The sequence below is a fragment of the Kocuria sp. CPCC 205258 genome, from assembly GCF_040981005.1.
GTDB lineage: Bacteria > Actinomycetota > Actinomycetes > Actinomycetales > Micrococcaceae > Kocuria > Kocuria rosea.
This window is the reverse complement of record NZ_JAVKPS010000013.1, coordinates 24,030-44,291: the sequence shown is the minus strand read 5'-3', so window position 1 is coordinate 44,291 and position 20,262 is coordinate 24,030. Positions and strand designations below refer to the sequence as shown.

The following is a 20,262-nucleotide window of genomic DNA, read 5'->3' as shown; positions in this document are numbered from 1 at the left end:
GGGCTCCCCGGGGGGAGCGGTCGGCGGGCTCGATCCTACCGGCCGGTCCGTAGGATGTCCGGGTGCAGACGATACGCGGCGCCCGGATCCTCCTGGCCCTCAAGACCTCGCTCGCCGTGGCCCTGTCCTGGGTCGTGGCCCAGCGGATGCCCGGCGTGATCGACCAGTACCCCTACTACGCGCCGCTGGGCGCGATCTCCGCGATGTACCCGACCGTGCTGGGTTCGGTCCGCGCCGGGCTGCAGACCGTGGCCGGCATCGCCCTGGGCATCCTCCTGGCGGCCGGGGTCCTGCTGGTCGGCGAGCCCAACCTGGTGACGGTCGCCGTGGCGGTCGGCGTGGGCGTGCTCCTGGCTGGCATCCGCCGGCTCGGGGCGGGTGCGGAGTACGTCCCGGTCGGCGCGCTGTTCGTCCTCATCGTCGGGGGCCAGGACGCCGAGGGCTTCTCGGCCGGCTTCCTCGTGCAGATGTCGGTGGGCGTGGCGATCGGGCTGCTCGTCAACGTGACGGTCTTCCCGCCGCTGGACTTCCGCACGGCCCGCCTGCAGCTCGACCGGCTGCAGAACGTCGTCGTCGACTACCTCGAGGACGTCGCCGGGGAGCTCGCGGAGCCCGGGACCACCGGGGGACGGGACTGGCGCCGGCGCAACCACTCCCTGGTGCGGATCACCGGCGAGGTGCGCGAGGCGGTCGACGAGTCGGCGCGCAGCGCCCGCGGCAACCCCCGAATGGTGCTCCGGCGGCGGCGGCGACCCGCCGCGGACCCGGGGGACCCGGGCTACGACTCCCTGCTGAAGCTCGAGAACGTCATCTTCCACCTCCGGGGCTTCACGGACGCGGTGCGCGAGCTCTACGACCACCAGGCGCACGACTGGCTGGTGCCCGCGGCCCTGACCGCCCGGCTCGGCGAGGCGGTGCAGTCCGCCGCCGACGCGGTGCGGGCGTGGGCCGCCGGTGAGGATCCGGAGGAGGCCGCCGAGCGGGTCCGCTCCCTGGTGGGCCGTCTCCACTCCGATCTCACCGACCCCTCCCGGGCGGAGGACCGGCTCGTCATGGCCGCGGCCCAGGACCTCGCCCGGCTCGTGGCGGTCCTGGACCCGCCGACCGCCCCGACGGCCGGCAGCAGCGCCGTGACCCGGGGCTAGGAGCCTCCTCCGTCCCGAGGCCTCCGGGTCCCGGGGCGGCCTCGGGCCCCGGGGCGGCTTCGGCGCGGCCCCGGGGTCGCGCCGTCCCGGGGCCCGTGGGGCCACCGGGACGGCGGGCGGCTCAGGACCGGCTGCGCCGCCGCAGGCGCAGCGCGCCCGCCGCGCTCGCGGCGATCCCCGCGGCGAGCAGGCCCGCGGCCAGGCCGGCGCCGGGACGCTGCTCCGGCTCCGCGACGGCGGTCTGCATGTTGAGGCCCGGGTTGACCTCCACCGGCGCGGTCTCGGCGGGCACCTCGACGGGCGCCGCCTCGACGGAGGCCGGGGCGGGCTCCGCCGGGGCCGGGAGCACCGGCGCCACGGGGGCCGGGGCGGCGGGCGCCTCGCAGGCCAGGACGGCCTGCTCGAGGAGCACGAGGAACTGGTCGACCGCGCTCTCGTCGAGGGCCAGCTCGGCCAGCAGCGCCTCGAACGCCACGGCGGCCTCGGCGACGGCCTGCTCCGCGACGGCGGGGTCGAGCGTGCCGAACGCAATGGTGAGCTGCTGGTCGAGCTCCGCCAGGCGGGCCTCGGCCAGGGCGACGGCCTCCGCGTCGCCGGACTCCTGGGCCGTCATCAGCGCGGCCGCGGCCGCCTCCAGCTCCTGCAGGCTGGGTCCGCCGGCGCCCTCGACGAGCGCGGCGTACTGGGCCTCGGCGGCGGCCACGGCCTCGGCCGAGAGGTCGAGCGCCCCGAGCGACTCGGGGGTGAGCCCGGCCCCGGCCAGCGCCGCGTCCAGCTGTGCCGTGGCCTGCAGGCAGGCGGGGTCCCCCGGGGCCGCGACGGCCGCCGGGGCCCCGAGGAGGAGGCCTCCGGCCAGCATCGCGGCGGTGGCGCCCGTGGCCGCCCATGTCTTTCCAGCAGTCATGTCCTGTGTCTCCTGTGCTCGGTCGTCGCCCCGGGGGCGCCCCGCGGCCGGCAGCGCGCGGCAGGACCTCCCCCCGTGCCGCCGGTCCGCGCGGTGGCGGGGGCGACAGGAAATGTCGTGCTGCTGGTCGTGCGGCGTGCACCGCGGAGCTCGCGGAGATCCGGAGCGCGTCCGACGGACTGCTGTGCCGTCGAACCTACTTGCCGGTAGTCCGTGTTGACAATAGTGAACGGTCAGGCCGCGTGCCGGCCCCGGCCGCTGGGCTCCGGCGGCGTCCTGCGCGTCCTGGGTGCTCCCGGTTGCCGTCCTGCGTGCACAGGACGGGAGCCGGGCACGCAGGACGCCCCGTCCCCCCGGTGCGGTGGCACCGGGGGGACGCGGCGTCAGGGGCGGGGCTGCCGTCCGAGCGGAGCGGGGCTCAGCGGGCGGGGGTGGCCTCCAGGGCCTCCTGCCCGGCGGACCAGGCGGCGTAGGAGCCCTCGAGCTCCACCACGTCGTAGCCGGCGTGGCGCAGGGTCGAGGCTACGACCGAGCTGCGCAGCCCGCTCTGGCAGTAGGTCACGATCGTGCCCTGCTCCGGGAGCCGGTCCAGGTTCCACAGGACCCGGCCGCCGTGCAGCTGGGTGGAGCCGGGAATGTGGCCGGCGGTGTGCTCGCTCACGGCGCGCACGTCCAGCAGGACGGCCTTGTCGAAGGTCTCGACCTCCTCGGGGGAGACCAGCCGCGGGGTGGCCTGCGGCAGGCCCTCGATCCCGGTGACGTAGCCGGCCACGGCGTCGATGCCCACGCGCACCAGGTGGTCCCAGAACTCCTGGGCGGCCTCCTGGTCGGGCGCCAGCAGCACCAGCGGCCGGTCGTCGGCCTCGGGGTTCACGGCCCAGGCGCCGAAGGTCGCGATCGACTTCCCCGCCGGGATGTTCAGCGCCCCGGCCACGGTCCCGGTGTGCACCTCGTCCGCGGAGCGGGCGTCCACGAAGGTCACCTCGCCGGCCGCCAGCCGCTGCGCGACCTGCTGCGGGTCGAGCTCGGGCAGGGGCGCCCGCTCGCCCATGACGGCCGGGCCCCTGCGGTTCTGGTTCTTCATCCGGCCGAAGTAGAACGGTGCGTCCGGCTGGCCGTCGAGCAGCTCGGCGACGAAGCCGGCCTCGTCGTCGGCCGCCAGGTAGGGGCCCCACCAGGCGTAGAGGCGCTCGTAGCCCACCGTGGTGGAGGGGATCGCGCCCAGGGCCTTGCCGCAGGCCGAGCCCGCGCCGTGGCCGGGGAAGACCTGGACGTGGTCGGGGAGGGTCAGGAACTTCTCCTTGAGGCTGGCGAACATCTGCTTCGCGCCGAGGAAGCGGGTGTCCACGCCGCCGGCGGCCTCGTCCAGCAGGTCCGGACGGCCCAGGTCGCCGGAGAACACGAAGTCGCCGGTGAGCAGGTAGCCCGGGGCGTCGGCGAAGGCGCCGTCGGTGACCAGGAAGGACAGGTGCTCGGGGGTGTGGCCCGGGGTGTGCGCCGCGGCCACCACGATGTTGCCGATGCGGATCTCGTCGCCGTCGTGCAGGCGGTTCGCCTCGAACTCGTACTGCCAGTCCTCCCCGCCCTCGCCGGAGACGTGGATGTCCGCGCCGGTGGCCGCGGCCAGCTCGCGGGTGCCGGAGAGGTAGTCGGCGTGGATGTGGGTCTCGGTGACGGCGGTGATCTCCATGCCGTTCTTCGCGGCCATGTCCCGGTAGACGTCGATGTCGCGGCGGGGGTCGACCACCAGAGCCTGGCCGGTGCGCTGGCACCCGATGAAGTAGCTGGCCTGGGCGAGGTCCTCGTCGTAGATGCGCTCGATCAGCATGGGATTCTCCTTCGTTCGATGGCTGGTGACGCGTGTCCGGAAGGGTTCCCGCGTCGTCCTGAGCACAACGATAATACCCCTGGGGGTATAGCGCAAGTACCCCCGGGGGTATCTAGTCGGAGGGGTGCCGGGGCGTCGGCCGGCGGTTCCGATGCCGGCGGACCGCCTCGTCGTAGCAGGCCACGAGGAACTCCGTCGCGGCCCGCCAGCCGAGGCCCTCGGCCTCCGCCCGGCCGGCCGCGCCCATCCGCGCGCGCAGGGCCGCGTCGTCGAGCAGCCGGGCCAGGCCCGCGGTGAGCGCGTCCGCGTCGCCGGGCGGCACGAGCAGCCCGGTCCGCCCGTCGGCCACCGCGAACGGGATGCCGCCGGCCCGGGCGCCGACCACCGGCACCCCGCTCGCCAGGGACTCCAGGGCCACGAGACCCAGCGTCTCGGTGGTGGACGGGAACGCGAGCACGTCCGCCGAGGCGTAGGCGGCCGCCAGCTCCTCCCCGGCGAGCCGGCCCGGGAAGACCGTGGGGGTGCCCGCGAAGCGCCGTTCGAGCTCGGGCCGGTGCGGGCCGTCGCCCACCACGGCGAGCCGGGTGCCCGGCAGCCGCCGGATCGGCTCGAGCAGCGCCGTCACGTTCTTCTCCCTCGACAGCCGCCCCACGGAGAGCACCAGCCGCTCCCCGGGGTGCCCGCCGGTGAGCCGGGACCGCATCGCGGCGGAGGCCCTGGCGGGGTGGAACAGGACGGTGTCCACGCCCTTGGGCCACAGCGCCACGCGGCGCACGCCCAGGGCCTCGGCCCGGTCCACCATGGGCCCCGACGTGCACAGGTTGACCTCGGCGAGGTTGTGGGTCGTGCGGATCCACCGCTCCACGGGCCGGCGCAGGGCGCCGAGCCCGTGCCCGAACACGCTCATGTACTGCGGCACGTCGGTGTGGAAGGACGCCAGCAGCGGCAGGTCCCGCGTCCGCGCGGAGAGCGCGCCCCACGCGCCGAACCACACCGGGTTCACGGCGTGCACCACGTCGGGGCGGAACGCCGACACGGCCCGCTCCGTGCGCGGGGACGGCAGGCCTCCCCGGACGTCCCGGTACCAGGGGAACGTCACGGACGGGGCCCTGACCACCCGGTGCGGACCCCAGTGCCCGGGCGGATCCCCCGGTGTGAGCACGAGCACCTCGTGGCCGAGGTCCCCGAGCTCGTCCAGGGTGCGCGTCAGACGCGTCACCACCCCGTCGACGTTCGGGGCGAAGACGTCCGTCCAGAGCGCGATCCGCATCCGCCGGCTCAGGCGCCCGCGGACATGGGCGCGGGCGCGGCCGGGACCGCGGAGCGGGCCGGCCGCGCCGGGATCCCCGGGCGCCGGCGGGAGTTCCACACGGACGTCGCCGGGATGCGGGAGCGGTCCACGCGGTGGGCCCAGCGCACGGCGGTTCGCTCGACCTCGAGCAGCAGCCCCTCCGAGAGGGTGGTGGGCCGCAGGCCGAGCTCCAGGAACGCGTCGTTGTCGACGTGCAGGTCGTTCTCCGCGGACTCCTGGCGGGGATTGGGGACCATCTCCACCTCGGCGCCGGTGAGCCCGGCCACGAGCTCCGCGAGGTCGCGGACCCGGTGGGTCTCCGTCATCTGGTTGAAGATCTTCACGCGGTCGCCGGCCGCCGGGGGGTGGAGCAGGGCCAGCTCCACGCACCGGACCATGTCCTGGAGGTGGATGAACGCCCGGGTCTGCCCGCCGGTGCCGTGCACGGTCAGCGGGTGGCCGACCGCCGCCTGGACGAGGAAGCGGTTGAGCACCGTGCCGTAGTCGCCGTCGTAGTCGAAGCGGGTGACGAGCCGCTCGTCGAGCGCCGTCTCCGCGGTGCCGGTGCCCCAGACGATGCCCTGGTGCAGGTCGGTGATCCGCAGGCGGTCGTTCCTGGCGTAGAACGCGAACATGGTCTGGTCCAGGACCTTGGTCATGTGGTACAGCGAGCCGGGGTGGGAGGGGTAGAGGATCTGCTGGGGGACCGTGCCGTGCGGTCCGGGGACCTCCACGTCCAGGTAGCCCGCCGGGATCCGCATCCCGGCGGTGCCGTACCCGTAGACCCCCATGGTGCCCAGGTGCACCACGTGGACGTCCAGCCCGGACTCCACGACCGCGCACAGCACGTTGTGCGTGGCGCCGACGTTGTTGTCCACGGTGTAGCGCTTCGTGGCCGGGGTGCGCATGGAGTACGGCGCCGCCCGCTGCTCCGCGAAGTGCACCACGGCGTCCGGGCGCTCGACGACCAGGAGGTCGAGGAACGCCTCGTAGTCGGCGGCGAGGTCGATCTCGGCCGCGCCGATCCGCCGGCCCGTCAGCTCCTGCCAGGCCGCGCGGCGCTCGTCGAGGCCGCGGATGGGCGTCAGCGACTCCGTCCCGAGCCGGACGTCGATGGCGCGGCGGGAGAAGTTGTCCACCACCACCACGTCGTGGCCGCGCGCGGACAGGTGCAGGGCCGCGGGCCAGCCGCAGAAGCCGTCGCCGCCGAGGATCGCGATCTTCACTGGTGCTCCGTTCCCGGGCCGCTGCCGGGCCCGTCGTGTCGGTCTCGCGCTCAGCGTGAAGGACGCGCGTGAACCGGGAGTGAACGGTCCAGGACCAGCTGCTGGTGCCCGAACGAACCGGGGAGCACCTCCCAGCCCGGACCGGTCAGCTCGCGCAGCTCGTGGGGCAGGTAGGCGCGGCGCAGGGACCGCAGCCCGTCGGTGCGCAGGAAGGAGCCCGGGGCCAGGGGCAGCACGCCCACCGAGTACAGCCGGTAGGCCGCCGGGCTGCGCACGAGGTCGTTGTGCAGCACCAGCCGGCCGGCCAGGTGCTCCGAGTCCGCCGCGAGGTCCCGCACCGGCCCCGGGTCCAGGTGGTGGAGCAGGTGGTTGGAGAGCACCACGTCGAACGTCTCGCCGGCCGCGACCAGCTCCCGGCTGGTGACCCGCCGGAAGACCGGGGGCACTGCCCGCGGGTGCCGGGCCGACCAGCGGCGGGTCCGCGCCGAGGCCCACTCGTGGGCGCGGGCGTCCGGGTCGATGCCGGTGACCCGCAGATCGATCCCGTCCCGCTGCGCCCACCGGGCCAGGGCGCGTGCCACGTCCCCGCCGCCGGCGCCGACGTCCAGGAGGGTCAGCGGCCGGCCGGGCACGGCCAGGGGCCGGATCCGGCGCCGGTAGGTCGCAGCCCACCCGGCGACCAGGGAGTTGACCACGTCGAAGCGCGCGTAGGTGCGCCGCAGCGCGGCGAGGTCGCAGGAGGGGTCGTCCATGAGCTCGCGCAGCTCGGCGTCCCGCCGGGAGAGGTCGGGCCGGGCGCGCGGCTGGGCGGAGGGCATCTGCCCATTCTGCGCGGACCGACACGATCCGCCAAGGAGCACGGCGGGCCGGGGGCGGCGCGGGGTGCCGTCACTAGACTGGGGCTCCCGGCCGGTGCCGGGCAGGACCGGACGGCAGGAGGGGACCGCGTGGGACACACCGTGCACGCCGTGGGCTCGCGACCCGGCCCGTGGATCGGCCTCGCGAGCGCGTGCTGGGCCGCCAACGCCGCCCTGGGGGCGTCCGTCGGCGCCGGGATCGTGCGCACGGGCCGGTTCCGCTGGATCCACCACGCCCTCTACGTCACCACCACCACGACGACGGCGCTGGCCGCGGTCCTCGCCGCCGGCTCCCCCTCCGCCTCCGGGCGCGCGGCGGGCCGGGCCCTGGCGCCGGCGCTGCTGCCCCTGGCCGCCCTGCCGCACCTCGGCACGCCCGCCCAGGGGCACCCGCGCCGCCACGCGCTCGCCGCGCTGTCCGCGGCGCCGTTCTACGCCACCGCCCTGTTCCGAGCCCGCGCCGCCCGCGCCGGCTGAGCCGCCCGACCTGACCGGAGAGCACATGGAGTTCCTCGACGTCGTCTTCAACCGCCGCACCACCAACGGCCCGTTCCTGCCGGACCGGGTGTCCCCGGAGCATCAGAAGCTGCTGCTGCGCACGGCCGCGGCCGCGCCCTCCCAGTTCAACAGCCAGCCGTGGCGCTTCGTGCTGATCGAGGACCGGGGGACCATCGACCGGATCGCCCGGATCAGCGCCGACTCGATGACGCAGGTGATGGCCGAGGGGAGCTTCTTCGACCGGTACAAGCGCTACTTCCGCTTCAGCAGGCAGGAGATGGAGGAGCAGCGCTTCGGGATGCTCTTCGACAAGCTGCCCGCGGTGCTGCGCCCCTTCACCAAGAAGGCGTTCACCCCGGGCGGGCAGGCGATGATGAACCGGCTGCGGGTGCCCCAGACCCTGGGCGCGGAGAACCACAAGCTTGTCGCGGGGTCCCCCATGCTGCTCGGGGTGATGCTCGACCGCCGCGAGTACCGGCCCGGGGAGCTCTCCGGGTTCTACTCGCTGTTCTCGATGGGCGCGGCCATGGAGAACCTCTGGCTGACCACCGTGGAGCTCGGCATGGGCATCCAGTTCATCTCCTTCCCCATGGAGGCCCCCGCCCGGTGGGCCGAGGTCGTGGACCTCCTGGACGTGCCCGAGGACCTCGAGCTCATGGCCGTCTACCGCCTGGGCTACGTCCCCGAGGAGCACCGCCGCCCGGCCATCGACTGGTCCAGCCGGGAGCGGCGCCGGATCTCCCAGTACGTCTTCCGGGAGTCCTGTGCCACGCCGCAGGAGGGCTGGGACGACTGAGCGCCGCCCGCCGGCGACGGGAGCCGGGGCGTCGGGTGGGCGGCTCTTCCATTAGTGTGTGGCACACACTATCGTGTGGGTATGGCGGCTGAACCGAGCGACCCGATCGTGGCCTCCCACTTCCAGGAGCTGCGCCGCGGCACGGTGGTCCTGGCCTGCCTGCTCGTCCTGGACGAGCCCCGCTACGGCTACGCCCTGCTCCGGACCCTCGGGGACGCGGGGCTCGACGTCGAGGCCAACACGCTCTACCCGCTGCTGCGCCGCCTCGAGGCGCAGGGCCTGCTCGAGAGCGACTGGAACACCGACGAGTCCCGGCCCCGCAAGTTCTACCGGATCACCGGTCCCGGGGTCCGCGTCCGGGACGCCCTCGAGGCCGAGCGGCTCCGGCTGCACGCCGCCCTGTCCACCCTCGCCCGCCCCACTCGTCCCGAGGACTGATCGCCATGTCCGCCAGCACCCTCCCCCCGCGCACCGAAAGCTATCTCCACGAGGTCGCCCGGCGCCTGCCGCCCCGAGCCCGCGAGGACGTGTCCCGGGAGCTGCGGGGCACGGTCGCCGACATGGTCGACGACGGCGTGGCGCACGGTTTGCCGCCGGCCGAGGCGGAGCGCCGCGCCCTCGAGGAGCTCGGCGACCCCGCCCTGCTGGCCGAGGACTACGGTCCCGGCCCGCGGCACCTGATCGGGCTCGAGCACTACCACGACTTCCTCGAGCTGCTGAAGGTCCTGGTGCCCGTCCTGGCCGGCCTCTTCGGCGGGCTCACCCTGATCGGCCGGCTCTTCGGGGAGGCGGGGCGCGAGGACCTGGTCACCTACCTCGTGCTCTCGCTCACCCCCGCGGTCGGTGCCGCGATCCAGGGGGCGCTCATGGGGGCGGGCATCGCCGTCGTCGTCTTCGCCGTGGTGGAGCGCACGGAAGTCGCGGAGGCGGTGGGGCGCGGCGCCCGGGGGGAGACCGGGGCGGCGGGGGAGGCGCCCCCGCGCTGGACGGTCGAGCAGCTGCCGCCGCCGCGCCCGGAGCGGGACTCGACCGTGGGGGAGCTGGTCTGGGCCACCATCGCCCTGGGCCTGGCCTTCGCCGCGCCGTTCCTGCTCTCGCGGCCGCTGCTCCGTGAGGGCCCGCTCGCCGGCGAGCCCCTGCTCGACCCCGCCGTGTGGACGCCCTGGGTGCCGCTCTACCTGGGGATCGTGCTGCTGGCCTGGGGGTGGGAGCTGCTGCGCTTCTTCCGCCGCCGCTGGTCCTGGGCGCTGTTCGGGGTCGGCGCCGTCCTGGACCTCGCCATGGCCGCGCTGCTCATCACCGTGCTGCGCACCGAGTCCGTGGTGAACCCGGTCTTCCGCGAGCGCGGCTGGGTGGGCGAGGAGTTCGCCCAGATCGGGGTCGCGCTCGTGGTGGTCGTCACCGTCTGGGACCTCGTGGCGAGCTTCCTCGCCTGCCGCCGGTCGACGGTCCGGCGGCGCTGACCGGCGGAGCTGACCGGCGGCGGCGCCCGTCGCTCCTGTCCGGGGAAGCACTCGGCCCGCGGGAGCTCCGAGGAGCTCCCGCGGGCCGGAAGGGGGCCTCTGCCGCCGCGGGGTGCCGAGCAGCGCGGGACGCGGGACGCTTCGTGGGCGACCGGCGCCGGCCGGGATGCGCCGAACCGGGTCAGGTGGCGCATCGTGTGACCATCATTCGACACCCTGGTCGGCACTGTGCGCAAACGTCTACTCTGGAACCGGTCAGATCGATCAAATGGAGACGGGGAAGAGGGGCCGCGGTGGTCAGCATGACGAACGGCGGGACGGCAGCGGGTCCGCTGGACGCGACGGACCGGAGGATCCTGGCGGCGCTGGACGAGGACCCGCGGATGACGGTGCTCGCCCTGGCCCAGCGCACCGGCCTGGCGCGCGGGACGATCCACGCCCGGCTGGAGCGCTACCGCGCGAGCCCCGCGCTGCGCCCGCACAGCACCCGGGTGACGCCCGCGGCGCTCGGCTACGGCCTGGCCGCGAGCGTGGCTGTGGAGCTCGACCAGCACCAGCTCGACGAGGCGATCGCGGGACTGCAGGCGATCCCGCAGGTCATCGAGGTCTTCGCCCCCGCGGGGCAGACGGACCTGCTGTGCCGGGTGGTGGCGAAGGACCCCGAGGACCTCTACCGGGTCTCCGAGGAGATCCGGCTGTGCCCCGGCATCCTGCGGACCTCCACGAGCATGTTCCTGCGCACGGTCATCCCGTACCGGGTGGCGCCGCTGCTCGCGGGGGACGAGGTCCAGGGGAGGGGCGGGGTCAGTTCCGGGAGGCCGCGCCCATGACCTCGGCCCGCAGCCGGCCCAGGTCCACGGCGTCCCCCTCGTGCAGGCCGTGGGTGCGGACCCACGCGCGGGCGCTGAGCATGATGTCGTCGTAGTGCTGGTGCGTCTCGCAGTGGGCGGCGCCGATCCGGGCCTGGGCGCGGTGCTCCCGGTCGTCCTCCGTGAAGGAGATGACGGCCACCGGGCTGAGGGCGAGTCCCACCACGCCGCGGACGGCCGTGATGGTGCGCCCGTGGAACGTGTCGCCGGGAGCGAGGTCCCAGGCCCTGGCGGCGGGGTGCTGATGGGTGAGGTCCATGATCGGCTCTTGTGGTGTCGGGAGGACGTCCCCCGCGCGCAGTGCCGGGGGACGGCCTCGGGGGCGTCGGGAGGAGGAGCGGTCCGGGGGCCGTCCGGTGTCCGGCCGGCCCCCGGTGCCGTCCGGTCAGTGGCCGAGACCGGTCCAGTGGCTGGTCTCCTGGTGCCAGGGGGACCAGTGCTTGCCGTCGTAGTAGCGGTACTTGACCACGTGGTAGACCTTCTTGGCGTCGTGGTGGTCCAGGTGCTTCCAGTGCCCGCCGCCCCAGGAGTCGCCCCAGTAGTAGTCGTGGTGGCCGCCGGTGTAGTAGTGGTGGTCGTGCTTGTCGACCGCGTAGTAGTACTGCTTGACCTCTACCTTGTACTTCTTGTGGCACTTCACGTGGAAGGGGTACTTGACGTACTTCTTCCCGTGGTGCCACGTCCAGGACGGCTTGTGGGCGTCGACCGAGCAGTGCTTCTGGTGGGGCTTGTGCGACGCCGTCTCGAGCACCGAGGACTGCGTCGGGGCGGCCTGGGCCGAGGCGGCCTGGGCCGGGGCGGCCTGGGCCGGGGCGCCCAGCAGCGGCAGGGCGCCTGCGGCCAGGGTCAGGGAGGCCAGGGACAGCACCGCCTTGCGGGCGTGGCGGCGGGCGCCGGCCGGCTGCCGGGCTGTGGTCGTGCTGGTGTCGATGGACATTTGGGGTCTCCTGCGGGAAAGAGATTTCGTGGGTGCCGGCGGTTCCTGCCCGGGGTCCGGAGGGGAACTTCTCGAACCGACAGGACCAGGGTCGCAGTGGGGGGCACCTCCCTGCGTCCACCCGGGAGGTGAACTCCGGCGTACAACCGGGGTGGTACGCGCGGGACCGGGGGCAGGGCTCAGAAGCGGTCGGTGGGCTTGACGAGCCCGCTCTTGAACGCCGCCGTGACCGCCTGGGCGCGCTCGCTGACACCCAGCTTCAGGAAGATCCGGTGGACGTGGGTCTTCACGGTCGCCTCGCTGAGGAACAGGCGCCGGGCGATCTCCGAGTTCGTCAGGCCGTGGGCGACGGCGACCAGGACCTCGCGCTCCCGCCGGGTCAGCTGCTGCAGCCGCTCAGGCGGAGGGGCGGAGGGGTCGGGCCCGCGGCCGAACTCGGTCAGGAGCCTGCGGGTCACGTCCGGGTCCAGCCAGCCCCCGCCGCGGGCCAGCGAGCGGACGGCGTCCGCCAGGACCTTCGGCGCGGAGCTCTTGAGGATGAAGCCGGAGGCGCCCGCCCGCAGGGCGGCGTGGACGGCGGCGTCCTCGTCGAAGGTCGTCAGCACCAGGACGGCGGGGACGTTCGGCACCTGGTCCAGGAACGCGTCGGAGGTGAGCACCCGGGTGGCGGCCACCCCGTCCGTGCCGGGCATCCGCACGTCCATGACCACCACGTCCGGCTGCAGCCGCGTGGTCTCCTCGACGGCCTCCGCGCCGTCGGCGGCCTCCCCGACGACGATCAGGTCCGGCTCGGCCGTGAGCAGCATGGCCAGCCCGGAGCGCACCATCGCCTCGTCGTCCACCAGGAGCACCCGCACGGGTGCGGGTTCCGCGCCCCGTGTCATCCGGTGCCCTTCCCGCGGCCGGTGGCCGCCGTGGTCGCCGCGGCGTCCTGCGCCGCGGCGTCGCCGGGGCCGGGCGGCCGGACGGGCAGCCGCGCGGACACCAGGTACCCCCCGTGCGGATCGGGCCCGGCCGTCGCCTCGCCGCCCACCGCCCGGGCCCGCTCCGCCATCCCCCGCACCCCGTGCCCGGTCGACAGCCGCGCGGAGAGCCGGCCCCGGGCCCCGGCGCCGTCCGTGCGGACGGAGAGCTCGACGTCCCGGGGGCCCCAGTCGAGGGCGACCCGGACCGGGCGGTCCGGGGCGGCGTGCTTGACCGCGTTGGTCAGCGCCTCCTGCGCGATCCGGTACGCGGCCTCGTCCACCGCCGGCTCCAGGGCCCCGGGCTCGCCCGCCACGCAGAGCTCCACCTCACGGCCCGCTGTGCGCAGGTGGTCGAGCAGGCTGTCCAATCGCTGCAGGCCCACCGGCTCCGGCGCGGTCTGCGCCGCCGCGGACGGCGCCGGGGAGAGCAGGCCCAGCATGCGCCGCAGCTCCGTGACGGCCTGCTCCCCGAGCTCGTCGACCTGCCGCAGCGCCGCCCGCGCCCGCTCCGGGTCCCGGTCCATCACGCGCTCGGCCCCTCCGGCCTGCAGCACCATGAGGCTCACCGCGTGGGCCACGACGTCGTGCAGCTCGCGGGCGATGCGCTGGCGCTCCTCGGCCTCGGCCCGGGCGGCGGCCAGCCGGGCCACGAGCGCCCGCTGGGCCACGCTCCAGCGGACCCACCGGCCCACGCCGAAGACGACCACGTGGGCCACGGTGAGGAACAGCGCGGCGACGACGAACGTGGCGACCCGCATCGAGGGGTCGGGAGTGTCCCGGACGGTGGCCTGCACGCTCGTGGCGACCGGCAGGAACGCGAGCGCCAGGCCGAGGAGGGCGTTCCGGTCGGAGCAGTGCGCGGCCGCCGCGAAGAGGGCCAGCCAGACGCAGAAGACGGGGTGGAACGCGAAGCCGAGCAGGGGGACGGCCACGGCGCCCAGCGACACCAGGGCCAGCACCGTCAGGGGCCGGCGCCGGCGCCAGAACAGGGGCAGGTACAGCAGCGCCGCCGTGAGGACGACCACCCAGGTGGCGGTCGCGTCCGGCTCCGCCGTGCGGTCCCACGTGATCTGGAGCTCGATGCCCCACAGCACCGGTACCGCGACGAGGTCCACGGCCAGGCGCGAGGGGTGCCTCCGGGATCTCATCGGGTCCCGCTCAGCTGCACACGGACCTGCCGAAGACGGTGCAGATCCACATCCGCTCGACGGGAGGAGCGGGCAGCCGGCAGTCCTCCACGATCGAGTGGCGCCGGATCTCCTCCCACGCCACCACGGGTCGCAGGGCCTCCTCGGTGCAGTCCGGGGCCTCCTCGGCCGGGGCCGGGCCCAGCACCGTGTCCACGGCCGAGCACAGTTCGGCGCCCGTGGCGAGCCGGCGCTCGGAGCCCGCGCCGTCCGGTGGGCCCTGGGCCGGGCACCCGGACGGGTGGTCGAGCCGGATGCCCGTCATCTCGGACGCGGGGTCGTGCAGGACGCCGTGCAGCTGGATCCGGGAGATCCTGATCCGCTCGACCTCGTCCGTCCGCCCCGACGCGACCCGGGCGATCAGCACCTCGGGGTCGACGTCCCGTCCCAGCCAGTCCGGCGGCCCGTGCACCAGCACGTAGTCGCTGTCCACCAGGCGTCCCCACGCCAGGTGTCCCTCGACGGCATCAGCTGCCCGCGCGTCCTGGACGGACACCAGTGTCCGGAATTCTGTCTCGAGATTCGCCATGTCGAGCCCCCCGCAGGTCGTGCGGCAATTCTCCCCGTCCGCCCACGTCAAGTCCATAGTCCTCCGTGGGGCGCCCCGGGCCCGTGCCGGCCGGGCCGCCGACCCCTGGTCACACCGCGCGCCCGGCGGTATCGTAAGCACACTGGCGAATCGGCGACGCTTCGCCGCCCCTGATCGTCGAGACGGATCGAAGGAGATGCCATGAGCACCAAGGTCGAGAAGAATGTCGTGGTCGACGTGCCGCTGAGCACCGTGTACAACCAGTGGACCCAGTTCGAGGACTTCCCCCACTTCATGAACGGCGTGCAGAGCGTGACCCAGCTCGGCGACGACCGCCTCCAGTGGGTCGCCGAGCTCGGCGGCGTCCGCCGGCAGTGGGAGGCGAAGATCGTGGAGCAGGTCCCCGACAGCCGGGTCTCCTGGGCCGCCACCGAGGGCGCCACCAACGCCGGCACCGTGACGTTCCGCGACGCGGGCAACGGGCGGACCGAGGTGCACCTGGTCCTCGAGTACGAGCCCGAGGGCCTCGTGGAGAAGGTCGGCGACAAGCTCAACGTGGTCGAGAACCAGGCCGAGGGCGACCTCGAGCGGTTCAAGAAGTTCATCGAGGCCGAGGGCTACGCGACCGGCGCCTGGCGGGGCTCCGTCAACGAGGGCGCCCCGGTCGGCACGCCCGGCGTGGAGCACGCCGCGGCCTCCCGCGGTGACGACGGCAAGGCCGGGGTGTCGGGCAAGGCGGTCGCCGCGGGCGTCGCCGCGGCCGGGGTGGCCGCCGCCGGGGTCGCGGCCGCGGCGAAGAAGAAGGACTCCGGCACGGACACGGAGCCGGTGACCTTCGAGTCGACCGCACCCCCGGCGGCGCCGGCCGCACCGGTGGCACCGGTGGCGCCGGGGGCTCCCGGGGAGACCGTGACCGGGGAGGTCCCGCCGGTCCCGCCCGTGGACGAGACGCTCGCCGACGACACCGTCGACGCGGACCCGGGCGTGGACCCCGCCACCCGGCGCATCGACGACCGCCCCGCGGGCGGCCCGCTCTGATTCGTCCCCGTGCACGCACCGGGCCCCGACCGCACACGGTCGGGGCCCGGTGCGTGCACGGGGCGTCCCGTTCGGCGGGGCGGCGGAACCGGCCGGTCAGCCGGTCACGGCGCCCAGCGAGGCCGAGCGCACCAGCTTGACGTACTTGCCCAGCACGCCGCCCTCGTACTGCGGGCGCAGGGGGGCCCAGCCGCTGCGCCGCCGCGCCAGCTCCTCGGCGTCCACCAGCAGGTCCAGGGAGCGGGCCGCCAGGTCCACCCGGATCCGGTCGCCGTCGCGCAGGAACGCGACCGGTCCGGCGTCGACGGCCTCCGGCGCGATGTGGCCGATGCACAGACCCGTGGTGCCGCCCGAGAACCGGCCGTCCGTGAGCAGCAGGACGTCCTTGCCCAGGCCCGCGCCCTTGATCGCCCCGGTGATGGCCAGCATCTCGCGCATGCCGGGGCCGCCCTTGGGGCCCTCGTAGCGGATCACGAGCACGTCCCCGGCCGTGATCTCCCCGGCCTCCAGGGCGTCCATCGCGGCCTGCTCGCGCTCGAAGACGCGGGCCGGGCCCTCGAAGACCTCGGCGTCGAAGCCCGCGGACTTCACCACCGCGCCCTCCGGCGCCAGGGAGCCGTGCAGGACGGTGATCCCGCCCGTGCGGTGGATCGGGTTGTCGAGCGTGCGGATCACATCGCCGTCCAGGGGCCCGGGGTCCAGGGCGGCCAGGTTCTCGGCCACCGTGCGGCCGGTCACGGTGAGGGCGTCCCCGTGCAGCAGCCCGGCGTCGAGCAGGGCCTTCATGACCACCGGGATGCCGCCGTGCCGGTCGACGTCGTTCATGACGTACCGGCCGAACGGCTTGAGGTCCGCGAGGTGCGGGACGCGGTCCCCGATCCGGTTGAAGTCCTCGAGGGTGAGCTCCACCTCCGCCTCGTGGGCGATGGCCAGCAGGTGCAGGACGGCGTTGGTGGACCCGCCGAGGGCCATGAGCACGGTGACGGCGTTCTCGAAGGCCTCCTTCGTCAGGACGTCCCGGGCCGTGATGCCCTGCCGGAGCATTTCGACGACGGCCTCCCCGGAGCGGTGGGCGAACTGGTCGCGCCGTCGGTCCGCCGAGGGCGGGGCCGCGGAGCCGGGCAGGCTCATGCCCAGGGCCTCGGCCACGGAGGCCATCGTGTTGGCCGTGTACATCCCGCCGCAGGCGCCCTCGCCCGGGCAGATGGCCCGCTCGATGCGGTCGAGGTCCGTCCTGCCCATCAGGCCCGCCTTGCACGCGCCCACGGCCTCGAACGCGTCGATGAGGGTGACGTCCTTCTCGGTCCCGTCGGTGAGCTTCACCCACCCCGGGGCGATGGTCCCCGCGTAGAGGAACACCGAGGCCAGGTCCAGGCGCGCGGCGGCCATGAGCATGCCCGGCAGGGACTTGTCGCACCCGGCCAGCAGGACGGACCCGTCGAGGCGCTCCGCCTGCATCACCGTTTCCACGGAGTCCGCGATGACCTCGCGCGAGACCAGCGAGAAGTGCATCCCCACGTGGCCCATCGAGATCCCGTCCGAGACCGAGATCGTGCCGAACTGGAGGGGGTAGCCGCCGCCGGCGTGGACGCCCTCCTTGCAGCCCTGGGCGAGCCGGTCCAGGGAGAGGTTGCAGGGGGTGATCTCGTTCCAGGAGCTCGCGATGCCGATCTGGGGCTTCTCCCAGTCGGCGTCGCCCATGCCCACGGCGCGGAGCATGCCGCGGCTGGCGGTCGCGTCGATGCCGTCGGTCACCTGACGGCTGCGGGGCTTCATGTCGGGGCTCATGCGGTCTCTCCCGGGTCGTCGGTGCGCGGTGGGGTGCGTGCCGCGAACCTATCAACGGAACTCGAGGAGCGTCGAGGGGTGTCCACGGCCGGCGCGGAAGATTGTGCACCCCCGGGGGAAGACAAGGGGGCGCCCGTCCTCCTAGGGTGGGAGAAGCAAACGATAAGCAACCTGATCGAAGGAGTCCGACATGCCCGAGGCACCCGTCTCCCAGCACGCCCGCGCGATGGCCGACGACGAGGGCGGGATGCCCGAGCAGCAGCAGACGCCCCCGGGGCTGACCGCCGCCATGGACCCCGTGCCCGACCACGGCGAGGCGTCCTGGGAGGGCAGGGGCCGGCTCGAGGGGCTCAAGGCCCTCATCACCGGCGGGGACTCCGGGATCGGCCGCGCCGTGGCCATCGCGTTCGCGCGGGAGGGGGCCGACGTCGCGATCAACTACCTGCCCGAGGAGCAGGAGGACGCCCAGGACGTGGTGGGGTGGATCGAGAAGGCCGGCCGCACCGCCGTCCTGGTCCCCGGTGACGTGCGCGAGGAGCAGAGCTGCCGGGACATCGTGGACCGGGCGGTCGAGGGCCTCGGTGGGCTCAACGTGGTCGTCAACAACGCGGGCTTCCACTGGGCCCGCGGGGAGGCGGGGCTCAAGGGCCTCGCCGCGGAGGACCTCGAGCGCGCCGTGCGCACCAACCTCTACGGCACCCTCTGGATCAGCCGGGCGGCGCTGCCCCACCTCGGCCGCGGGGACAGCATCATCAACACCACGTCCGTGCAGGCCTACGACCCGTCCGTGTCGATGATCGACTACGCGGCCACGAAGGCCGCGCTGAACAACGTCACCGCCAACCTCGCCGCCGAGCTCGGGCCCGAGGGCATCCGCGTCAACGCGGTCGCCCCCGGACCGGTGTGGACCCCGCTGGGGCCGGCCACGAAGGAGCCCGGAGCGGTCGCGAACATGGGCAAGGAGACGCCCCTGGGCCGGATCGGCCAGCCCGCCGAGCTGGCCGGCGCCTACGTCTTCCTCGCGAGCCCGGCCGAGGCCAGCTACGTCAGCGGCACCGTCCTCGGCGTCACCGGCGGCATGCCCGTCTTCTGAGCCGCGCCCCCACACCCCTACGGAAGGAGCACCTCGTGCCCAAGACCGGCAAGGACGACCACGCCAAGAAGAGCGAACTGCCCTCTACCCTGCAGCGCTCGGGGCAGAAGGCGCAGGACACGTTCGCCAAGACCTACGACTCCGCGCTCGAGGAGTACGGCGACGAGGAGCGCGCGGCGCGCACGGCCTACAGCGCGCTCAAGCACACCCACGAGAAGGTCGGCGACCACTGGGAGGGCAAGGAGGAGTACGGGCCCTCCGACGAGCACGCCGCGGGCGGCCGCGACTCCCGCGCGGAGACCGCCGGCGGGGTCGACGCGAACTCCTCGAAGGAGCACCTCTACGAGGTGGCGAAGCGGCTCGACGTGGAGGGGCGCTCCTACATGACCAAGAAGGAGCTCGTCGACGCGATCCGGAAGGCCAACGACGCCGCGACGCGCCGGGCCCGCGAGGACTGACTGACTTCCGTCCCTCAACCGCCGGTCGCAGGGTCGTGCTCGAAGATGTCGGGCGGGACCGCGTGGATGAGCAGCGTCGCAACCACGGGCTGCCGCTCGCCGAAGCCCACGACGTCGGGAATTCCGTCACCGCTGACGTCCGCCAGTTCCCGGGGGTGCCGGTCGGCCCGCCAGCCCTGGTGGTGGCCGAACTCCTCGAATCCCAACCAGGCGGCCGACAGCGTCTCTCCGGGGCCGGAGAAGGAGAAGTACGTCCCTCCGTCACCGAATCCCACCACGTCGGCGCCCTGCCCGGAGGTGGCCCGCTCGACGAAGCGCGGATGACGGTCGACCCGCCAGCCCTGGTCGTGGCCGAAGTCGCGGACCTTCAGGGCTGCGGCGCTGAAGGTCCCGTCGGGGCGGGCGTAGGAGACCCAGGTCCCGGCGTCGCCGAAGCCGACGACGTCGGCCCGTCCGTCGCCGTCCACGTCGGCCAGTTGCCGCGGGTGCCGGTCGGTCCGCCAGCCCTGGTCGTGGCCGAAGTCGCGGACCTTCAGGGCTGCGGCGCTGAAGGTCCCGTCGGGGCGGGCGTAGGAGACCCAGGTCCCGGCGTCGCCGAAGCCGACGACGTCGGCCCGTCCGTCGCCGTTGACGTCCGCCAGTTCCCGCGGGTGCCGATCGACCCGCCAGCCCTGGTCGTGGCCGAAATCGCCCACGCCGAGCACGGGGGACCTGAGTTCCACGAGGAAGTCGTCCTGGTGGTGCGCCACGGAGACCCAGGTCCCGGCGTCGCCGAAGCCGACGACGTCGGCCCGTCCGTCGCCGTTGACGTCCGCCAGCTCCCGCGGGTGCCGATCGACCCGCCAGCCCTGGGCGACGCCGTAGTCGGCCAGATCCGGCTCGGGGTGGCTGGGCGTGGTGATGACTCCGTTGGGCGCCGAGTAGGACAGGTGCAGGCCGTCCTCGCCGAAGCCGACGACGTCGGCCCGTCCATCGGCGTTGAGGTCCGCCAGCGTCCGTTCGTGCCGGTCGACGCGCCACCCCTGGTCCCGGCCGAAGGCGCTGGCCTTCAGCGTCGCGGGGGAGAAGGCGCCGTGGTCCAAGCCGTACCCGACAAGGACGCCGGCGTCCCCGAAGCCCACGGCGTCGGCGCGCCCGTCGCCGTTGACGTCCGCCAGTTCCCGCGGGTGCTGGCCGATCCGCCAACCCTGGGCGTAGCTGAAGTCTCCCGGCTCCGCCGCCGCCGAGGGCTGGACGGCCGCCGCGACGAGCAGCGCCGCCGAGGCCAGTCCCACCTGTAGACGAAGATGCCGCTGACGATCCATGGTGGCCCCCTGTGTCGGTGGGCCCAGCCTAGTTCCGGAGGCTCCGCCGGGCGCCGTTGGGCCACCGTTCGTTGCCGAAGTGCGAC

At 74.4% G+C, this 20,262-nt stretch carries 21 protein-coding genes; 9 read left to right on the top strand and 12 right to left on the bottom strand.

What is annotated here, in order from left to right; all coding sequences use genetic code 11:
* Positions 1 to 62: 62 nt before the first annotated feature.
* Entirely contained in the window at positions 63 to 1,145 is a 1,083-nt protein-coding gene (locus tag RF644_RS16700) for an aromatic acid exporter family protein (protein WP_368797329.1), read from the top strand.
* A gap of 121 nt (positions 1,146 to 1,266) precedes the next feature.
* Here the strand turns inward: RF644_RS16700 and RF644_RS16695 are convergent, their stop codons facing one another.
* The 5 genes from RF644_RS16695 to RF644_RS16675 all read right to left on the bottom strand — a co-directional run bounded on the left by RF644_RS16695 (position 1,267) and on the right by RF644_RS16675 (position 7,212).
* Complete coding sequence (locus RF644_RS16695; protein ID WP_368797328.1) at positions 1,267 to 2,049, bottom strand: hypothetical protein; 783 nt, start codon at positions 2,047 to 2,049, stop codon at positions 1,267 to 1,269.
* Between the two features lie 418 nt (positions 2,050 to 2,467).
* Positions 2,468 to 3,877, bottom strand: coding sequence for an MBL fold metallo-hydrolase (locus RF644_RS16690; RefSeq protein ID WP_176336941.1), 1,410 nt, complete (start codon positions 3,875 to 3,877; stop codon positions 2,468 to 2,470).
* A 112-nt stretch (positions 3,878 to 3,989) separates the two neighbouring features.
* Complete coding sequence (locus tag RF644_RS16685) at positions 3,990 to 5,147, bottom strand: glycosyltransferase (protein ID WP_368797327.1); 1,158 nt, start codon at positions 5,145 to 5,147, stop codon at positions 3,990 to 3,992.
* An 8-nt stretch (positions 5,148 to 5,155) separates the two neighbouring features.
* Positions 5,156 to 6,394 carry an NAD-dependent epimerase/dehydratase family protein gene (locus RF644_RS16680; protein ID WP_368797326.1) on the bottom strand — a complete coding sequence of 413 codons (1,239 nt, stop codon included), beginning with the start codon at positions 6,392 to 6,394 and terminating at the stop codon, positions 5,156 to 5,158.
* Between the two features lie 50 nt (positions 6,395 to 6,444).
* Positions 6,445 to 7,212, bottom strand: a complete 768-nt coding sequence (locus RF644_RS16675) for a methyltransferase domain-containing protein (RefSeq protein ID WP_368797325.1) — start codon at positions 7,210 to 7,212, stop codon at positions 6,445 to 6,447.
* 129 nt (positions 7,213 to 7,341) lie between these two features.
* Here RF644_RS16675 and RF644_RS16670 point away from each other — a divergent pair, with 129 nt between their 5' ends.
* From RF644_RS16670 to RF644_RS16650, 5 genes are all read left to right on the top strand, one after another.
* Entirely contained in the window at positions 7,342 to 7,728 is a 387-nt protein-coding gene (locus tag RF644_RS16670) for a hypothetical protein (RefSeq protein ID WP_368797324.1), read from the top strand.
* 25 nt (positions 7,729 to 7,753) lie between these two features.
* Complete coding sequence (locus RF644_RS16665; RefSeq protein ID WP_368797323.1) at positions 7,754 to 8,545, top strand: nitroreductase family protein; 792 nt, start codon at positions 7,754 to 7,756, stop codon at positions 8,543 to 8,545.
* Positions 8,546 to 8,626: 81 nt separating this feature from the next.
* A complete protein-coding gene (locus RF644_RS16660) occupies positions 8,627 to 8,983 on the top strand; it encodes a PadR family transcriptional regulator (protein WP_165440240.1) in 357 nt (118 codons plus the stop codon).
* A gap of 5 nt (positions 8,984 to 8,988) precedes the next feature.
* The gene (locus RF644_RS16655) at positions 8,989 to 10,008 is read left to right on the top strand and encodes a permease prefix domain 1-containing protein (RefSeq protein ID WP_368797322.1); all 1,020 of its coding nucleotides are present in this window, start codon (positions 8,989 to 8,991) and stop codon (positions 10,006 to 10,008) included.
* 302 nt (positions 10,009 to 10,310) lie between these two features.
* On the top strand, positions 10,311 to 10,838 hold the full coding sequence (locus RF644_RS16650) for an Lrp/AsnC family transcriptional regulator (RefSeq protein WP_368797366.1): 528 nt from the start codon (positions 10,311 to 10,313) through the stop codon (positions 10,836 to 10,838).
* On the opposite strand, the gene RF644_RS16645 is transcribed toward RF644_RS16650, so the two are convergent.
* The 5 genes from RF644_RS16645 to RF644_RS16625 all read right to left on the bottom strand — a co-directional run bounded on the left by RF644_RS16645 (position 10,813) and on the right by RF644_RS16625 (position 14,462).
* Complete coding sequence (locus tag RF644_RS16645) at positions 10,813 to 11,136, bottom strand: hypothetical protein (protein WP_368797321.1); 324 nt, start codon at positions 11,134 to 11,136, stop codon at positions 10,813 to 10,815. The two genes, RF644_RS16650 and RF644_RS16645, sit on opposite strands and share 26 nt — an antisense overlap.
* A gap of 126 nt (positions 11,137 to 11,262) precedes the next feature.
* The gene (locus RF644_RS16640; RefSeq protein ID WP_368797320.1) at positions 11,263 to 11,814 is read right to left on the bottom strand and encodes a hypothetical protein; all 552 of its coding nucleotides are present in this window, start codon (positions 11,812 to 11,814) and stop codon (positions 11,263 to 11,265) included.
* Positions 11,815 to 11,993: 179 nt separating this feature from the next.
* On the bottom strand, positions 11,994 to 12,698 hold the full coding sequence (locus tag RF644_RS16635; RefSeq protein WP_368797319.1) for a response regulator: 705 nt from the start codon (positions 12,696 to 12,698) through the stop codon (positions 11,994 to 11,996).
* Positions 12,695 to 13,927: a sensor histidine kinase gene (locus RF644_RS16630; RefSeq protein WP_368797318.1), complete on the bottom strand. Its 1,233-nt coding sequence runs from the start codon at positions 13,925 to 13,927 to the stop codon at positions 12,695 to 12,697. Before RF644_RS16630 ends, RF644_RS16635 begins: the two co-directional genes overlap by 4 nt.
* Positions 13,928 to 13,937: 10 nt before the next feature.
* Entirely contained in the window at positions 13,938 to 14,462 is a 525-nt protein-coding gene (locus tag RF644_RS16625) for a hypothetical protein (protein WP_368797317.1), read from the bottom strand.
* 234 nt (positions 14,463 to 14,696) lie between these two features.
* Between RF644_RS16625 and RF644_RS16620 the strand changes: the two genes are divergently transcribed.
* Positions 14,697 to 15,533, top strand: a complete 837-nt coding sequence (locus RF644_RS16620) for an SRPBCC family protein (protein ID WP_368797316.1) — start codon at positions 14,697 to 14,699, stop codon at positions 15,531 to 15,533.
* Positions 15,534 to 15,629: 96 nt separating this feature from the next.
* Here RF644_RS16620 and ilvD read toward each other — a convergent pair whose 3' ends face one another.
* Complete coding sequence (gene ilvD, locus RF644_RS16615; protein WP_126346599.1) at positions 15,630 to 17,321, bottom strand: dihydroxy-acid dehydratase; 1,692 nt, start codon at positions 17,319 to 17,321, stop codon at positions 15,630 to 15,632.
* A 190-nt stretch (positions 17,322 to 17,511) separates the two neighbouring features.
* Between ilvD and RF644_RS16610 the strand changes: the two genes are divergently transcribed.
* Together RF644_RS16610 and RF644_RS16605 are read left to right on the top strand one after the other, a co-directional pair.
* Positions 17,512 to 18,414, top strand: coding sequence for an SDR family oxidoreductase (locus RF644_RS16610; protein ID WP_368797315.1), 903 nt, complete (start codon positions 17,512 to 17,514; stop codon positions 18,412 to 18,414).
* 35 nt (positions 18,415 to 18,449) lie between these two features.
* The gene (locus tag RF644_RS16605; RefSeq protein ID WP_017834737.1) at positions 18,450 to 18,872 is read left to right on the top strand and encodes a ChaB family protein; all 423 of its coding nucleotides are present in this window, start codon (positions 18,450 to 18,452) and stop codon (positions 18,870 to 18,872) included.
* A gap of 14 nt (positions 18,873 to 18,886) precedes the next feature.
* Here RF644_RS16605 and RF644_RS16600 read toward each other — a convergent pair whose 3' ends face one another.
* Positions 18,887 to 20,176, bottom strand: a complete 1,290-nt coding sequence (locus RF644_RS16600; protein ID WP_368797314.1) for an FG-GAP repeat domain-containing protein — start codon at positions 20,174 to 20,176, stop codon at positions 18,887 to 18,889.
* Between the last annotated feature and the right edge of the window lie 86 nt (positions 20,177 to 20,262).

Excerpts from the sequence above, each read along its gene's own strand:
- RF644_RS16650 (WP_368797366.1), top strand. The coding sequence starts at position 10,311 with ATGACGAACGGCGGGACGGCAGCGGGTCCGCTGGACGCGACGGACCGG.
- RF644_RS16600 (WP_368797314.1), bottom strand. The coding sequence starts at position 20,176 with ATGGATCGTCAGCGGCATCTTCGTCTACAGGTGGGACTGGCCTCGGCG.
- RF644_RS16655 (WP_368797322.1), top strand. The coding sequence starts at position 8,989 with ATGTCCGCCAGCACCCTCCCCCCGCGCACCGAAAGCTATCTCCACGAG.
- RF644_RS16610 (WP_368797315.1), top strand. The coding sequence starts at position 17,512 with ATGCCCGAGGCACCCGTCTCCCAGCACGCCCGCGCGATGGCCGACGAC.
- RF644_RS16645 (WP_368797321.1), bottom strand. The coding sequence starts at position 11,136 with ATGGACCTCACCCATCAGCACCCCGCCGCCAGGGCCTGGGACCTCGCT.
- RF644_RS16635 (WP_368797319.1), bottom strand. The coding sequence starts at position 12,698 with ATGACACGGGGCGCGGAACCCGCACCCGTGCGGGTGCTCCTGGTGGAC.
- RF644_RS16675 (WP_368797325.1), bottom strand. The coding sequence starts at position 7,212 with ATGCCCTCCGCCCAGCCGCGCGCCCGGCCCGACCTCTCCCGGCGGGAC.
- RF644_RS16690 (WP_176336941.1), bottom strand. The coding sequence starts at position 3,877 with ATGCTGATCGAGCGCATCTACGACGAGGACCTCGCCCAGGCCAGCTAC.
- RF644_RS16695 (WP_368797328.1), bottom strand. The coding sequence starts at position 2,049 with ATGACTGCTGGAAAGACATGGGCGGCCACGGGCGCCACCGCCGCGATG.
- RF644_RS16685 (WP_368797327.1), bottom strand. The coding sequence starts at position 5,147 with ATGCGGATCGCGCTCTGGACGGACGTCTTCGCCCCGAACGTCGACGGG.
- RF644_RS16640 (WP_368797320.1), bottom strand. The coding sequence starts at position 11,814 with ATGTCCATCGACACCAGCACGACCACAGCCCGGCAGCCGGCCGGCGCC.
- ilvD (WP_126346599.1), bottom strand. The coding sequence starts at position 17,321 with ATGAGCCCCGACATGAAGCCCCGCAGCCGTCAGGTGACCGACGGCATC.
- RF644_RS16665 (WP_368797323.1), top strand. The coding sequence starts at position 7,754 with ATGGAGTTCCTCGACGTCGTCTTCAACCGCCGCACCACCAACGGCCCG.
- RF644_RS16620 (WP_368797316.1), top strand. The coding sequence starts at position 14,697 with ATGAGCACCAAGGTCGAGAAGAATGTCGTGGTCGACGTGCCGCTGAGC.
- RF644_RS16660 (WP_165440240.1), top strand. The coding sequence starts at position 8,627 with ATGGCGGCTGAACCGAGCGACCCGATCGTGGCCTCCCACTTCCAGGAG.
- RF644_RS16630 (WP_368797318.1), bottom strand. The coding sequence starts at position 13,927 with ATGAGATCCCGGAGGCACCCCTCGCGCCTGGCCGTGGACCTCGTCGCG.